At 68.5% G+C, this 13,519-nt stretch carries 13 protein-coding genes; 7 read left to right on the top strand and 6 right to left on the bottom strand.

The features are described from left to right. Positions 1-3 precede the first annotated feature (3 nt). Positions 4-1,056 carry a 3-oxoacyl-ACP synthase III family protein gene (locus ACFV2O_RS11995; protein ID WP_379251919.1) on the bottom strand — a complete coding sequence of 351 codons (1,053 nt, stop codon included), beginning with the start codon at positions 1,054-1,056 and terminating at the stop codon, positions 4-6. A 549-nt stretch (positions 1,057-1,605) separates the two neighbouring features. Then, positions 1,606-2,202 carry a GTP cyclohydrolase I FolE gene (gene folE / locus ACFV2O_RS11990; protein WP_379251811.1) on the bottom strand — a complete coding sequence of 199 codons (597 nt, stop codon included), beginning with the start codon at positions 2,200-2,202 and terminating at the stop codon, positions 1,606-1,608. 175 nt (positions 2,203-2,377) lie between these two features. Between folE and ACFV2O_RS11985 the strand changes: the two genes are divergently transcribed. After that, complete coding sequence (locus ACFV2O_RS11985; protein ID WP_379251810.1) at positions 2,378-3,079, top strand: helix-turn-helix transcriptional regulator; 702 nt, start codon at positions 2,378-2,380, stop codon at positions 3,077-3,079. An 88-nt stretch (positions 3,080-3,167) separates the two neighbouring features. On the opposite strand, the gene ACFV2O_RS11980 is transcribed toward ACFV2O_RS11985, so the two are convergent. Further along, complete coding sequence (locus tag ACFV2O_RS11980; RefSeq protein WP_364431047.1) at positions 3,168-3,830, bottom strand: TetR/AcrR family transcriptional regulator; 663 nt, start codon at positions 3,828-3,830, stop codon at positions 3,168-3,170. A gap of 106 nt (positions 3,831-3,936) precedes the next feature. Here ACFV2O_RS11980 and ACFV2O_RS11975 point away from each other — a divergent pair, with 106 nt between their 5' ends. Genes ACFV2O_RS11975 through ACFV2O_RS11960 form a run of 4 tightly spaced genes read left to right on the top strand, consistent with a single transcriptional unit; the run spans position 3,937 to position 8,301 of the window. Next, positions 3,937-4,812: a metal-dependent hydrolase gene (locus tag ACFV2O_RS11975; RefSeq protein ID WP_379251809.1), complete on the top strand. Its 876-nt coding sequence runs from the start codon at positions 3,937-3,939 to the stop codon at positions 4,810-4,812. Further along, positions 4,809-5,876, top strand: coding sequence for a PDR/VanB family oxidoreductase (locus tag ACFV2O_RS11970; protein WP_379251808.1), 1,068 nt, complete (start codon positions 4,809-4,811; stop codon positions 5,874-5,876). The genes ACFV2O_RS11975 and ACFV2O_RS11970 overlap by 4 nt, the downstream gene beginning before the upstream one ends. A 38-nt stretch (positions 5,877-5,914) precedes the next feature. Next, on the top strand, positions 5,915-7,387 hold the full coding sequence (locus ACFV2O_RS11965; protein WP_379251807.1) for a flavin-containing monooxygenase: 1,473 nt from the start codon (positions 5,915-5,917) through the stop codon (positions 7,385-7,387). A gap of 5 nt (positions 7,388-7,392) precedes the next feature. After that, the gene (locus ACFV2O_RS11960; RefSeq protein WP_364431037.1) at positions 7,393-8,301 is read left to right on the top strand and encodes a short-chain dehydrogenase/reductase; all 909 of its coding nucleotides are present in this window, start codon (positions 7,393-7,395) and stop codon (positions 8,299-8,301) included. A gap of 13 nt (positions 8,302-8,314) precedes the next feature. On the opposite strand, the gene ACFV2O_RS11955 is transcribed toward ACFV2O_RS11960, so the two are convergent. Continuing rightward, positions 8,315-8,998, bottom strand: coding sequence for a TetR/AcrR family transcriptional regulator (locus tag ACFV2O_RS11955; RefSeq protein ID WP_379251806.1), 684 nt, complete (start codon positions 8,996-8,998; stop codon positions 8,315-8,317). 144 nt (positions 8,999-9,142) lie between these two features. On the opposite strand from ACFV2O_RS11955, the gene ACFV2O_RS11950 reads away from it, so the two are divergent. Both ACFV2O_RS11950 and ACFV2O_RS11945 read left to right on the top strand, forming a co-directional pair. Continuing rightward, a complete protein-coding gene (locus ACFV2O_RS11950; RefSeq protein ID WP_379251805.1) occupies positions 9,143-10,714 on the top strand; it encodes a succinic semialdehyde dehydrogenase in 1,572 nt (523 codons plus the stop codon). 33 nt (positions 10,715-10,747) lie between these two features. After that, a complete protein-coding gene (locus ACFV2O_RS11945; protein WP_379251804.1) occupies positions 10,748-11,578 on the top strand; it encodes an SDR family NAD(P)-dependent oxidoreductase in 831 nt (276 codons plus the stop codon). A gap of 37 nt (positions 11,579-11,615) precedes the next feature. Here the strand turns inward: ACFV2O_RS11945 and ACFV2O_RS11940 are convergent, their stop codons facing one another. Next, positions 11,616-12,419 carry a putative protein N(5)-glutamine methyltransferase gene (locus ACFV2O_RS11940; protein ID WP_379251803.1) on the bottom strand — a complete coding sequence of 268 codons (804 nt, stop codon included), beginning with the start codon at positions 12,417-12,419 and terminating at the stop codon, positions 11,616-11,618. Positions 12,420-12,515: 96 nt separating this feature from the next. Next, complete coding sequence (locus ACFV2O_RS11935) at positions 12,516-13,385, bottom strand: YdcF family protein (protein ID WP_379251802.1); 870 nt, start codon at positions 13,383-13,385, stop codon at positions 12,516-12,518. Positions 13,386-13,519: the final 134 nt, after the last annotated feature.

Here is a 13,519-nt window from a genome sequence, read left to right as displayed (position 1 = left end):
GCCTCAGACCTTCAGTGACGAGATGGTGGTGGACAGGAACCCGGTGACGATGCCGGAAGCCGCGGGCACCAGCAGCAACTTCGAGCCCGCGGGGATGCTCTGCTCGCTGAGCTGATCGTGCAGCACGATGAAATGCGAAGTGGTGGAAGTATTTCCGTACTTCTCGATGACCCGCAGGTCCGGCGGCATCGGACTGCCGAACTCGCGCTCGGCGATCGCGTTCATCCACGGGATGGCGGTGGCGCCGAACTGATGGTGGATGACGTAGTCGAACTTCTCGTCGGCGAAGGTCTTGCCCTGCGCCTCGAGGAATTTCCGCTGGGTATTGGTGCCGAGCAGGAAGCGATCCTCGTTGTGCATCCTGCGGTTGTCGGTGTACATCGCGATGCCTTGCGTCTTGCCGCTCGGCATGCCCAGACACAACTGCGCGTATTCCGCGGCGGTCATCATTTCGATGTAGTGGATCATGTCGTTTTCATCGACCGCGCGATCCAGCACGATCGCGCAGCCGGAGTCGCCGACGGACAGCGAAGCGAATTGCGGATCGTATTTCTGGGAAATCTCGGCAACTGCGGTCTCGGCGATCGGGGTAATCGCTTCACCACTGACCACGAGGCCATTACGAACGGCGCCGGACCGGATCATCCGATCCAGGATGTACGTGCCGGTCAGCATTCCCGCGCAGGCATTGGTGATATCGAATGTGATCGCGTTCTTGGCACCGATAAGGCGGCTTATCGAACCGGCGAACGACGGCTCCATGTACACCCTGGTCGCGTGCTTGCTCCGCGTGATCGAGGCGGAGATGATGACGTCGATCTCCTCGGGCGCATACTGTGACCTCGACAGACAGTCTTCGACAGCTTTCATGGCCAGTGTGAACGAGTCCTCGTGACTTTCCGGCCTGGTATCGCGGAACCGGCGCTCACGGACGCCGGTTATTTTCTCAAGATCGAACGAAGGCGGTTCTTTCAGCCCGGAAAGAAGCTCTTCTGTGGTGACGACTCTGGAAGGCAGATAGGCGCCGATGGATTCGAAACGAGAATGGGGAGACACGAGCGCTCCTGAAATCGTGGGGAAATACGGTTCCGGATCGACTCTGATCGTCGGTGCAGTGAACACTACCCGACAGTAACAACGAATGGCTATATCACCTTCGGGCCTTCCGTCTGAGACGGAAATCACTGCCGACGGTATCTGTTTCGTGAGGTATCACCAACCGGTGATCGGCTGGCTATGGCGTTCGCAGTATTGCGATGTGAGCTGCCGTTTCGGCTTGTCACGGTGTTTCGCGTCGCGGGCAGTACGTGGCGCCCCGGGTGGGCGAATGCGTCGCTTTCGGAATGGCAACCGATCGGCTATTGCCGAATGGCGGCAATGTGCGAGTACTCGGGGAGGCGTCTCTCTCGTCGGATGTGAGTGACTTCACTGCGAACCGTGCGTCCCGCGCGGGATCGGAGCGATGCGGCCAGTGCTTCGATACGCGCCGAACATCGCTGTGGCGCAGAAGGTTTGCTCGCTACTGGACGCACCGAACGATCCGAGCGACGCCGCAGTGTGGGCGGTCGCTGCTCGGGGGGTGTTGTAGCTCGACGGTGGAGATGGTCAGGGCGCGATCCCGGTGAGGGAGAAGAACTCCTGGCGAGAGCGGGCGTCGTCACGCAGTGTGCCGAGCATGGTGGAAGTGACCGTGGTCGTGCCGACCGCCTGCACGCCACGCAGGGTCATGCAGGTGTGTTCGGCTTCGATGACGACCCCGACCCCTTTGGGGCTCAGATTCGTCGCCAGCCAATCGGCTATCTGTTTGGTCAGTCGTTCCTGCACCTGGGGGCGGCAGGAGAAGTGCTCGACTATGCGGGCGAGCTTGGACAGTCCGAGGATGCGGTCGCCCGGTAGATAACCGACGTGGGCGACCCCGACGAACGGCAGCAGGTGGTGCTCGCATACCGACCGCAACGGGATGCGGCGGGCCAGTACGAGCTCGTCGTAGCCCTCGTCGTTGGGGAAAGTGGTCAGGTCGAACGGGCGGGGAGTGAACAGTTCGGCGTAGGCGCGAGCCATGCGGCCCGGGGTGGCCCTCAGGTGTTCGTCGTCGAGGCCGACGCCGAGCGCGGAGAGGAACTCGCCGGCCGCGCGCTCGGCGGCGGTCAGGTCGACGGTGGCGCCGGAGTCGTGGACGACTCGTAACGCGGAATGGGACATGAACGCTGGCTCCCCATGTCGAGGGCGGCTCGTGGCGCACCGCCGTGGCTGGTCCGAATGCGGTCGGACTGATTACGCCAATTATTATTGGCTAAATTATCCGAGGTGGTCAAGAGCTGGGCATATATCGCATCACACGTATTTCAACTAGTGTGGTAAGTGCTATCGTGATTCTGTGACCAGCGATGTGGCGATCGGTGCAGTGGCCGCCCTCGACGACGAACTGCGGCGCGGGATGTATCGGTTCATCCGGCGCGCCCGTCGCCCGGTGACCCGGGACGAGGCCGCCGAGCAGGTGGGGATATCCCGCAAGCTGGCCGCGTTCCACCTGGACAAGCTCGTCGAGGCCGGGTTGCTGCGGGCCCGCTACGAGCAGGTCGGCGGCGTCCGGCGGGTCGGGCGCACGCCGAAGGTCTACGAGCCCGCCGACACCGAGGTCCAGGTCAGCATTCCCGATCGCCGCCACCAGGTGCTCGCGGAGATACTCGCCGACGCCGTCCTCGCCGAGTCGGCCGACGAGACCTCGCGGGAGGCCGCGATGCGGATAGCCCGCGATCGCGGCGCCGAACACGGACAGGAGCTACGGCAACAACTTCGGCCGGGACGCCTCGGCGCCGAACGTGCGCTGACGCTGCTGCAGTCGACGCTCACCGATCAAGGGTTCGAACCCGGCCGGGAGGGCGCGGGATGTCTGCGCCTGCGGAACTGCCCGTTCCACCCGCTCGCGGCCAAGGCTCCGGATCTCGTGTGCGGAATCAACCACGCTTACCTGCGTGGCTTTCTGAACGGCCTGGAAGCCGACACTGTGACGGCGATGCTCGCGCCGGCAGCGGGCGAATGCTGCGTCGAGCTGCGTTCGACCGGCGGCCGCGTGTGATCGATCACCGGCCCGGAGCGGCCGGTCGGCCACGTTCACGTGGCGCCCATCGAGCCGCATGGTCCGATCGGGCGCTCGGCGTCCGGAGCTAGGCTTCGGTGCTCAGCGAGGAGCGCGCTGTGGCGATCCGTTCGAGCACGTCGGACGTGTGCGCGTCGAAACGCTCTCGGGAGACCGGGATCTCGCCGTCGAGCCACGGGCGATAGAGATAGGCGAGCGCACCGAAGATGGCGCTGGCGTTGAGTTCGTGATCGTGCTCGTCGGGCATCGGCTCGGTGTAGTCGCCCGCGCTGATGACCAACGCGATCGGCGCGGTGAAAAGGCCGATGAGTTCATAGGCGCGCGGCAAGAGCACGGGCGTGGCCTGCGACTCGACGAACATGATCCGCCCGCGGCGACGGTCCTCCAGCAGATAGTCGGTGAAGACGGCGACCATGTGGCGGAACATCGCGTCGCGTTCGACGGGTGCGTTGGGCAGCTCGTCCAGCAACCGGTCCCGCGCGCCGAGCACCACGGTGTCCAGCACGGTGGTCAGCAGCGCGTCCAGGTTCGGAAAGCTCTCGTAGAAGTAGCGCTCGGTGAGCCCGGCCTGCCGGCAGACACCTCGCATGGACGTCTCGGCCGCGCCCACGGTGGCCATCAATTCCGTGCACGCCTCGATCAGCTGTTCCCGGCGCGCGGCGACGCGATCGGCGGGCGATTGCCCACGCCAGCGGCGCATGCCAGGAATCGACCCGTCGGCTTCGTCCATGGCCGTCATCCTCTCATAGCGGCCGAATTGACATCATGTGATGTTGACAGCATGTGATGTCACCAATACATTGCGAAGACCACCGATCGATCACGAGGGGTGCGAGATGGGTTCTGCCGTATATACCGACCAGACACACGCCATCAACGCGCGGGCCGTGGAGTTCGACTTCGCCACGGTGCCGATGCATTACATCCCCGGCGAGGCGATGGCAACCCACATCATCAACGTGATGCACCTGGTGCTGCCCGAAGGCGAGCGCGCGATGGCGCAGGCGCTGGCCGAGGCACTGCCGCTGATCGACGACGAGCGGTTACGCGAGGAAGTCCGCGGCTTCATCGGCCAGGAATCCATGCATGCCAGTTCGCACGAGAAGGCGCGTGAACAGTTGGAGCGGCTCGGCCTGGAGGTCGGCCCGATGGTCGACCGGGTCACCTGGCTGGTCGACCGGATACTCGGCGACCACGGACTGTCCGGCCGGGCCAAGCGGGAGTGGTTGTGCGAGCGGCTGGCGTTGTTCGCGGGCATGGAGCACTACACCGCGGTCATCGGGGAGTGGCTGCTCACCAACGACAAGCTCGAGGCCAAGGGCATGCACCCGGCGATGCTGGATCTGATCCGCTGGCACGGCGCGGAGGAGGTCGAGCATCGCAGCGTCGTCTACGACGCGTACATGCACGTCGACGGCGGATACGCGCGCAAGGCGCGGCAGGCGCTGCTGGCCAGCGCGGGCTTGCTCGTCTTGTTCGTCATCTCCGGGGGCTACCTGTTCCACAAGGACCCGTCGAAGCACAAAGGCCGATTCTGGCCACTCCAAATGGTCAGCGCTTCGGTGCGCGGTGTGGTGCCGAGCTTCACGACCTTCTTCACCGAGATTCCGCGTTACCTGCGGCCGGGCTTCCACCCGTCGCAGCTCGGCCCGATGGACAACGCCCTGCGTTACCTCGCGCAGTCGCCCGCGGCACGGGCGGCGCGCGGGTGACCGCCGTCGAGCGGTTCCAGCCGGGGCCCGCACTGCGCCTGATCGGCTCGGCGGCCGACGCCTACAAGCGGCTGTTCGTGGAAGGCGACGCCGCGCGACTGCTCTCGCGCCCGGATCCGGTCCGCCGCACCGGCTACGAATTCGAGGTGGTCGTCGACCGGATCGGCCAGGAGGCCGACGGTGTGGTGAGCTTGTGGCTGCGCCACCCCGAGGGCGGCCCGCTGCCCGCGTGGACGCCCGGCGCGCATCTGGACGTCTTCCTGCCCTCCGGTCGCCAGCGGCAGTATTCGCTCACCAACGACCCCGCCGACCGCGGGTTCTACCGCATCGCGGTCCGTTACATCGCCGACGGCGAGGGCGGCTCCGCGGAGATCCATCGGGATCTGCGGGTGGGTGACCGCCTGGGCGTGCGCGGGCCGCGCAACGCGTTCCCCTTCGTCGCCGCGCCGTGTTATCTATTCGTCGCGGGCGGCATCGGGATCACGCCGATCCTGCCCATGGTCGCCGCGGCCGAGCGTGCCGGGGTGCCGTGGCGGTTGATGTACCTGGGCCGCTCCAGGACGCGCATGCCGTTCCTGTACGACTTGGCTCGCTACACCGGCGGTGACGTGGTGGTGCGGCCGGACGACGAGTTCGGCGTACCCGACGCGCGGATGATCTTCGAGCAGACGCCGCCCGGCGCCGCGGTCTACGTCTGCGGGCCGCCGCCGCTGGCCGAGGCCGCGCGCGGGGTGCTCGCGCTGCACGATCCCTCGGCCTCGCTGCACACCGAGCGGTTCTCGCCGCTGCCCGTGCGGGACGGGGAGCCGTTCCGGATCAGGTTGCGTCGCAGCGGGTTCGACGTGGAGGTCGCCGCGGATGAGTCCGCGCTCAGCGCGATCCGCCGCGTGCTGCCCGGCGTGGCCTACTCCTGCGGGCAGGGTTTCTGTGGCACCTGCAAGACCCGGGTGCTCGCGGGCGCGGTGGAGCACCGGGACCGGTCGCTGCTCGACTCCGAGCGCGCGGAGGCGATGCTGACCTGCGTCTCTCGCGCGCGCGGCGGCGAACTCGAACTGGATCTGTGAGCTCGGCGGGCAACGTCGCCCGCGGGTGGGAGGAGGACATGGCAGTGGCTGCGCATCCGGAGCACGTCCCGATCGCGGTGATCGGAGCCGGGATAGCCGGAATCGGTCTGGCGGTCGCGCTGCGCGAGGCGGGTATCGAGGATTTCGTGCTGCTCGAGCGCGCCGACGATCTCGGTGGCACCTGGCGCGCGAACACCTATCCGGGCTGTGCCTGCGACGTGCCCTCGCATCTGTATTCGTACTCCTTCGCGCCCAATCCGAATTGGTCGCGCACCTACGGGACGCAGCCGGAGATCCTCGCCTACCTCCGCTCGGTCGCGACGCGCCACGACGTGGTGCGCCACATGCGGTTCGGCGTCGAACTGCTCGAGGCGCGCTGGGACGAAGCCGGCACGCGGTGGCGGCTGCGCACCGATCGCGGCGATCTGACCGCGGACGTACTGGTCTCCGCCGTCGGGCCGTTCAGCGAGGCGCGGATCCCGCGGCTGCCGGGCGCGGAGACCTTCGAAGGGGCGCAATTCCATTCGCTGCACTGGGATCACGAGCACGATCTCACCGGCGAGCGCGTCGCGGTGATCGGCACGGGCGCGTCGGCCGTCCAATTCATCCCCGAGATCCAGCCGCTGGTGGGCGAGTTGACCGTGTTCCAGCGTTCGGCGCCGTGGATCGTGTCGCGGTTGGATCGCCGCACGCTGCCCGCCGAACGCGCGCTGCTGCGCCGGGTGCCCGCGCTCGGCCGCGCGCTGCGCGGCCTGTACTACACCGGCATCGAAGGGTTCGGTCTGGTCGGCTTCGTGGACAAGCGATTCCGCCATCCGTACGAGGCGCTCGGCAGACTCCAGCTGCTGCGTCAGGTGCGCGATCCCGAGCTGCGGCGCAAACTCACCCCTGACTATGTGATCGGATGCAAACGTGCGATCTTCTCCGACGCCTACTATCCGGCGCTGACCCAACCGAACGTCGAGGTGGTGACCGAGGGCATCCGAGAGATCCGCGCCGGGTCGATCGTCACCGCCGACGGCGCGGAGCGCCCTGTGGACACGATCATCTGGGGTACCGGATTCGGTGTTCCCCCCGCCGTTTTCGATCGGGTGCACGGAATCGGCGGGCGCTCCATCGGTGAGCGGTACCGGGAGCGGCCGAGCAGTTACCTCGGCACGACCATGGCCGGGTTCCCGAACTTCTTCTGCACGCTGGGTCCGTTCGGGGCGGCGGGCAATCAGTCCGCCATCTATATGATCGAGGCGCAGGTGCGCTATATCGTCGATGCCGTGACCACCATGCGTGCGCAGCACATCCAGCGGATCGATGTGCGCGAGGAGGTGCAGCGTGCCTTCCTCGACGAGGTGACCGAGCGCAGTCGCGACACCGCTTGGCTGACCGGCGGTTGCCGCAGCTACTACCAGACCCCCGACGGCGGCAACGCGGGCCTGTACCCGAACTGGAGCTTCGAGTATCGCAGGCGCACAAGTCGTTTCGATCACGAGTCCTACCGGCTGCGGGCGGGGTGAGCGCCGTGGTCGTCGACCTGCTGCGTCAGCTTCTCTCCCCGCCCGCCGAGCACCTGGATGTCCGCGACCGGGTGGTGGTGATCACCGGCGCGGGCACCGGCATCGGCCGGGCGCTGGCCGAAAAGCTCTACGCCTCGGGCGCTTCGGTGGCGCTGATCGACATCGACGAGGCCACCGCCGCGGCCGTCGGGCGCTCGATGGGGGAGCGGGCGCTGGTCGTGCGCGCGGACGTCTCCGATCGAATCGGGATGCGCGAAGCCATCTCCCGGGTGCGCGAGCGGTTCGGACGGATCGATGTCGTGGTGGCCAACGCGGGCGTGGTGCCCGAGCCCGCGACCATCCGGACGATGAATCCCGGCGACTTCGATCGGGTCATCGGCATCAACGTGACCGGCGTGTTCAACACTGTGCATCCGGCGCTGGACGACATCGTCGCCGCGAAAGGGCACGTGGTGGTGGTCTCCTCCGCCGCGGCGTTCGCGCCGGGCATGGCCGGTTCGCCCTACATGGTCAGCAAGGCCGCCGTCGAGCAGTTCGGGCGGGCGCTGCGGGTGGAGCTGGCCGCGGTCGGCGCGACCGCGGGCGTGGCGTACTTCGGCATCGTCGACACGGCGATGACCCACGGCACCCTCGACGAAGACGATCTGGGCGCCGATCTGGGCGCATTGCTGCCGTGGCCGCTCAACCTGCGCATCACCGTGCGCGACGCGGCGGAATCCATCGCCGACGGCATCGCCCGTCGCGCCGCGCGCACCATCGCGCCGCCACAGTGGGAGCCCTACGCGTTGTTCCGCGGCGCGATCAACGTGGTGCTGGACAGCAGGCTGGCCCGGGACCCGCGCGTGCACGACCTGATCCACCGGGTCGAACAGCGCGTCCTCGACAGCCGCCCCGTCACCCCGGTTCCGCGCTGACGCGCGGGCCGGGCTAAGGCTCGGCGGGGAAGATCGTGGGCAGCGTCAGCGCGTATTCCACATCGGCCCGCGTGCCGAGCGTCGTGAGCAGCACCCGGATCATGGTCAGGCGTGCCGCCGCGACGGTGTCCGCGTCCGGCTCGGCGCCGGGTGCGGTACCGGCGGAGATCCGGTAGACGACGTACTCGCACAGGTGCAGCGCGGCGTCCAGGTCCAGCGGGCTCGGCACCGGACGGCCCAGCCCGGCGAACGTCTCGCGTACCAGCGCGCGGATGTCGTCGAGCGCGCGTTCCCGATATACCGACACCGGCGAGCCCGGATCGTGCAGCTCGGCGAACAGCGGCCGCAGCATGGGGCCGTGCCCGCGCGCCCAGTCCAGGTAGGCGTCGATCAATCGGATGCCCAGCTCGACCGGCTCGTCGGTGCCCGTCAACGCCGTGCGGATGCCGCCGACCAACCCGTCGTTGGAACTGTCGAGCACCGCGAGCAGGGGTTCGTTCGCGTTGGCGAAGTAGCGGTAGAAGGTCGGCCGTGCCAACCCGGCCTGCTCGATGATCTGCGCGACGCTCAGCCCGCGGGAACCGGTGCGGGTGAACACTTCCGCCGTCGCCAGCACGATCCGGGCGCGCACCTCTTCGGCCTGTTCCGGAGTCTGCGGCGGTCTGCCGCGCCGTGCGGCCGTCGACTCAGCGGGCATGGTGCCACCTCACAAAGCGGCCCCCGGGATACCTGTGCGCCACGACGAACAGCTTGACACGAGCAGTGACATAGACATTAATCTAACACCACTGTTCATTTAATAGGGCGCGCACGCGGCCCACCGTCCTCGAGAGGGCCGAACATGACCACCGCCTCCCACCCGGTCACCGCCGACGCGCTGCCCTCCGCGCTGGTGCGGCCGTTGCTCGCGCACGCCGTCGCGGGCGGCGCCCCCGCGGTCGAAGTGTTCGCGCCCGCGACCGGCGCGAAGATCGTCGACCTGCCGCAGTCCTCCACCGTCGATATCGAGACCGCGTTCGCCACCGCCCGCGAAGCGCAGCGACAGTGGGCGCGGCGTCCGGTGCGGGAAAGGGTCGCGGTGCTGCGCCGGTTCCACGACATCGTGCTGGCCGAGCAGGACACCATCCTGGACATCGTGCAGACCGAGACCGGCAAGGCACGGGCGCACGCCTTCGACGAGGTCGGCGACGTGGCCGTGAACGCCAGGTACTACGCCTCGGTGGCCGGCCGGCTGCTGGCCACCCGCAAGCCGCGCGGAGTGCTTCCCGTGCTCACCCAGGTCGACGTGCTGCACCGGCCCAAGGGTGTGGTGGCGGTGATCTCGCCCTGGAACTACCCGCTGGCACTGGCCGTCTCCGACGCGCTGCCCGCCCTCGTCGCGGGCAACGCGGTGGTGGCGCGTCCGGACAACCAGACCGCACTGACCGCGCTGTGGGCCATCGATGCCGCCGTGCGCGCCGGACTGCCGCGTGGGCTCTGGCAGGCGGTGCTCGGCCGCGGTTCGGTGATCGGCGGCGACGTGATCGCCCGCGCCGACTACGTCGACTACACCGGCTCCAGCGCCACCGGGCGCACCATCGCCCAGCAGGCGGGCGAGCGGCTGATCGGCTACTCCCTCGAACTGGGTGGCAAGAACCCGCTGCTGGTGCTCGCCGACGCGGACGTCTCCCGTGCCGCCAAGATCGCCATCCGCGCCTGCTTCGCCTCGGCCGGGCAGCTGTGCGAGTCGATGGAACGGATCTACGTACACGACAGCGTCTATGACCGCTTCGTCGCCGAATTCGTCGGGCACGTCGAGGCCATCGAACTCGGCGGCGGGCTGAACTACGACAGCGACATGGGTTCGCTGACCTTCCAGCGTCAGCTGGACACGGTGCTGGCGCATGTGAACGACGCGGTGGCCAAGGGCGCCACGGTGCTGGCGGGCGGTCGCGCGCGCCCGGACCTCGGCCCGTACTTCTACGAGCCCACGGTGCTGGCGGGCGTGCGGCCGGGCATGACGGTGCATCGCGAGGAGACCTTCGGCCCCGTGGTCTCGATCTACCGTGTGAGCAGCGACGACGATGCCGTTGCGCAGGCCAATGACACCGCCTACGGCCTCAACGCCAGCGTGTGGACCAAGGACGCCGCCCGCGGCCGTGCGGTGGCGGCGCGGATCAACGCGGGCTCGGTGAACGTCAACGAGGGCTTCATCGCCGCGTGGGGCAGCGCCGACGCGCCGTCGGGTGGGCTCGGCATCTCCGGCACGGGGCGCAGGCACGGTCCCGAAGGCCTGCTCAAGTACATCGACACCCAGACCATCGCGGTGCAGCGGGTGCTGCCCATCGCGCCGCTGCCCGGGATGTCCGAAGCGCTCTGGGCCAAGACCATGACGCTGTACTTCGGCGTCATGAAATCGCTTCGGCAGAAGTAACTCGCAGGACTCACGGATCAGGAAGCGGTACGGATGAAACTGGACACGGTGGCGGGCAAGAGGGTCCTGGTCACGGGGGCCGCGATGGGCCTGGGCAAGCTGTTCGCCGAGCGTGCGGTGCGCGAAGGCGCCGCGGCGGTGGTGCTGTGGGACATCAACGAGGCCGCGCTGAAGGAGACCGCCGCCGAGCTGACCGGCCGCGGCAGCGCCGTGCACCATCACGTGGTCGACGTGGCCTCGGCCGAGTCGATCGCCGAGGCGGCGGCGAGCGTGCGCGAGCAGGTCGGCGGCATCGACATCCTGGTCAACAACGCGGGCATCGTGCGCGGCAACAGCTACTTCTGGGAAACCGACAACCGCGCCGACATCGACAAGACGATGGCGATCAACTCGCTCGGACCGATGTACGTCACGCTCGAATTCCTGCCCGCGATGGTCGCCGGATCCACCGAGGCGCGAGTGCTGACCATCGCTTCCTCGGCGGGCCTGGTGTCCAACCCGCGCATGAGCGTCTACGCCGCGTCCAAGTGGGCGGCGCTGGGCTGGTCGGACTCCGTGCGCATCGAGCTGGAACAGGCCGGCCACGACCACGTGAAGATCACCACGGTCTGCCCGACCTACATCAACACCGGAATGTTCGAGGGCGCCAAGGGATTCCTGTTCACGCCGATCCTGGACCAGCAGAAGGTGGTCGACACCTCGTGGCGGGAGATGAAGAACGGCACCCCGCTGCTCGTACTGCCATGGACATCACGCTTGAACAAGGCGCTCTCCGGCCTGCTGCCGATCAAGCTGCGCGACCTGTTCCTCGACACGGTCGGCGTCTACCACTCGATGGACCAGTTCACCGGCCGCAAGAAGTAGCGCGGCATCCGGGTCGGAGCCGGGCGGTGCGCCCTCGTCACCGGGGGCGGGTGCCGATGACCACGGTCGCGTAGTGCTCGTCCGACTCCGCGACGCGGCAGGCGAGGCCGTGCTCGGCCAGCACGCCGAGCGCGATCGGCGCTTGGTCCTCGCTGGACTCCACGAGCAGATGTCCGCCCGGGGCCAGCCACTCGGCAGCATCGGCCGCGACCCGGCGGAAGACATCCAATCCGTCCGGGCCGCCGTCGAGGGCGGTGCGCGGCTCGTGATCGCGTGCCTCCGGCGGCATCCGCGCGATCATTTCCGAGGGGACGTAGGGGGTGTTGCAGAGCAGGACGTCGACGCAGCCGCGCAATTCCTCCGGCAAGGGCTCGAAGAGGTCCCCTTCGTAGACCGGGGCGCCGAGCGGGGTGAGGTTGCGGCGGGCGCACGCGACCGCGACCGGATCGATGTCGGCGGCCGCCAACGTGATGGCGCGGCCCGCGTCGGCGGCGGCCCGCGCCGCAGCGAGGCCGAGGGCGCCCGAGCCACAGCACAGATCGACCACCACCGGATGGCCGGTGCGGTCGCGGATCAACTCGACCGCAAGATCGACGAGGAACGCGGTGCGCTGCCGCGGCACGAAGACGCCGGGCGACACCGCGACCCGCAGTCCGTGGAACTCCGCCCAGCCGAGCAGGTGCTCGAGCGGACTGCCGGTGACGCGCCGGGCGACCAGCGATTCGAGGGGGACACCGGTCTCCGCGGCGGCGGCCGTGAGCAACCGCGCCTCGTCCTCGGCGAACACGCAGCCCGCCGCCCGGAGCCGAGCCACCACGTCGGTACTTCCCGCTGACGTCACCGGGCCATCCTGCCGCGCGCACGCGTGACGCCGCCAACGGATTTCCCCGGGCGATCGGGACCGGCGTTTCGGACGCGGGTCCCGATCGGCCCGGAGTCAGCGTGCCGTGTCGAGCTGGAAGGTGCGGGTGGCGTCGAGGTAGATGCCGCGCTGGCCCGCTCGGCCCGGCGGCGGCAGCTGCGAGACCAGCTGTTCGAGCGAGGTCGTCGCGCCGACGACCCTGGTGCCCGCGACGATGAAATCCGCCACAGCACGGCGGATGTGATTGGGCGAGGTGACCACGATCGCGCTCGTCGCGCCCACATCCCGCAGCAGCCTCGTGCTGAACAGGGCGTTCTGCACGGTGGAGCCCGCGCGGCTCTCCACGTGGACGCGCGTGGGCGGCACGCCGTGGGCGACCAGCCAGTCGCGCATGGCCTCGGCCTCGGTGATGCCGTTCTGCGGATTGCCGCCGGTGACGACGATCGGCGACAACGGCGCGGCGATCGACTGCAACCAGGCCGCGGTGAGCCGGTTCACCAGTTCGGGACGCAGCGCCCCGTCCGGGAGCAGGCCGTAGCCGAGCACGACGATGCCGGTCTGCGGCCCCGCCAGCGCGGGCAGCGGGTTCGGCAGGGTGCCCACGGCGGCGCGGATGGCGCCGAGCACGTTGTCGGTGCCCTGCGCCAAGCCCGGATCGACCGCGTGCAGCCGGGCCATGGCGTCCACCAGCGCGGGCAGGTCACCGGCGTAGTCCGACCAGATCGCCTGCAGGGCCAGCGCTTCGGCGTCGGCGGGGTCGGCGCCGATCAGATTGCGCAGGTCGGCGCGGCCCGCGTTGTCGTCGCCGTTGGCGAAGTGCCGTTGGGCGGAGTTGTAGAGGGCGTCCGTTTCCGGCGCGGCGTGCGCGGGGACACCGGCGAGCCCGGTGAGCGAGAACGCGGCGAACGACGCCGCGACGAGAGATTTCCAATGCCTCGAGATCATCACTACAGTCGTCACCTTTCCGCTGCGGAACGGGTTGGCACGTGCTAGCAGTTAGCTGGGGCAAGCAGGAATTACCATACGGCCGAAGTCCCCGGCGATCCGGCAATTGGCGAACGGGTCATGCGCCGCCGTCA

It is taken from the genome of Nocardia sp. NPDC059691 (assembly GCF_042733915.1).
In the GTDB taxonomy this organism is placed as follows: Bacteria; Actinomycetota; Actinomycetes; order Mycobacteriales; family Mycobacteriaceae; genus Nocardia; species Nocardia sichangensis.
The sequence above is the reverse complement of the archived record's forward strand: the minus strand, read 5'-3'. Positions and strand labels throughout refer to the sequence as shown.

Bases quoted from the DNA above. Each gene is read 5' to 3' on its own strand.
- folE (WP_379251811.1), bottom strand. From the start codon at position 2,202: ATGTCCCATTCCGCGTTACGAGTCGTCCACGACTCCGGCGCCACCGTC.
- ACFV2O_RS11980 (WP_364431047.1), bottom strand. From the start codon at position 3,830: ATGGACGAAGCCGACGGGTCGATTCCTGGCATGCGCCGCTGGCGTGGG.
- ACFV2O_RS11975 (WP_379251809.1), top strand. From the start codon at position 3,937: ATGGGTTCTGCCGTATATACCGACCAGACACACGCCATCAACGCGCGG.
- ACFV2O_RS11965 (WP_379251807.1), top strand. From the start codon at position 5,915: ATGGCAGTGGCTGCGCATCCGGAGCACGTCCCGATCGCGGTGATCGGA.
- ACFV2O_RS11955 (WP_379251806.1), bottom strand. From the start codon at position 8,998: ATGCCCGCTGAGTCGACGGCCGCACGGCGCGGCAGACCGCCGCAGACT.
- ACFV2O_RS11950 (WP_379251805.1), top strand. From the start codon at position 9,143: ATGACCACCGCCTCCCACCCGGTCACCGCCGACGCGCTGCCCTCCGCG.
- ACFV2O_RS11945 (WP_379251804.1), top strand. From the start codon at position 10,748: ATGAAACTGGACACGGTGGCGGGCAAGAGGGTCCTGGTCACGGGGGCC.
- ACFV2O_RS11935 (WP_379251802.1), bottom strand. From the start codon at position 13,385: ATGATCTCGAGGCATTGGAAATCTCTCGTCGCGGCGTCGTTCGCCGCG.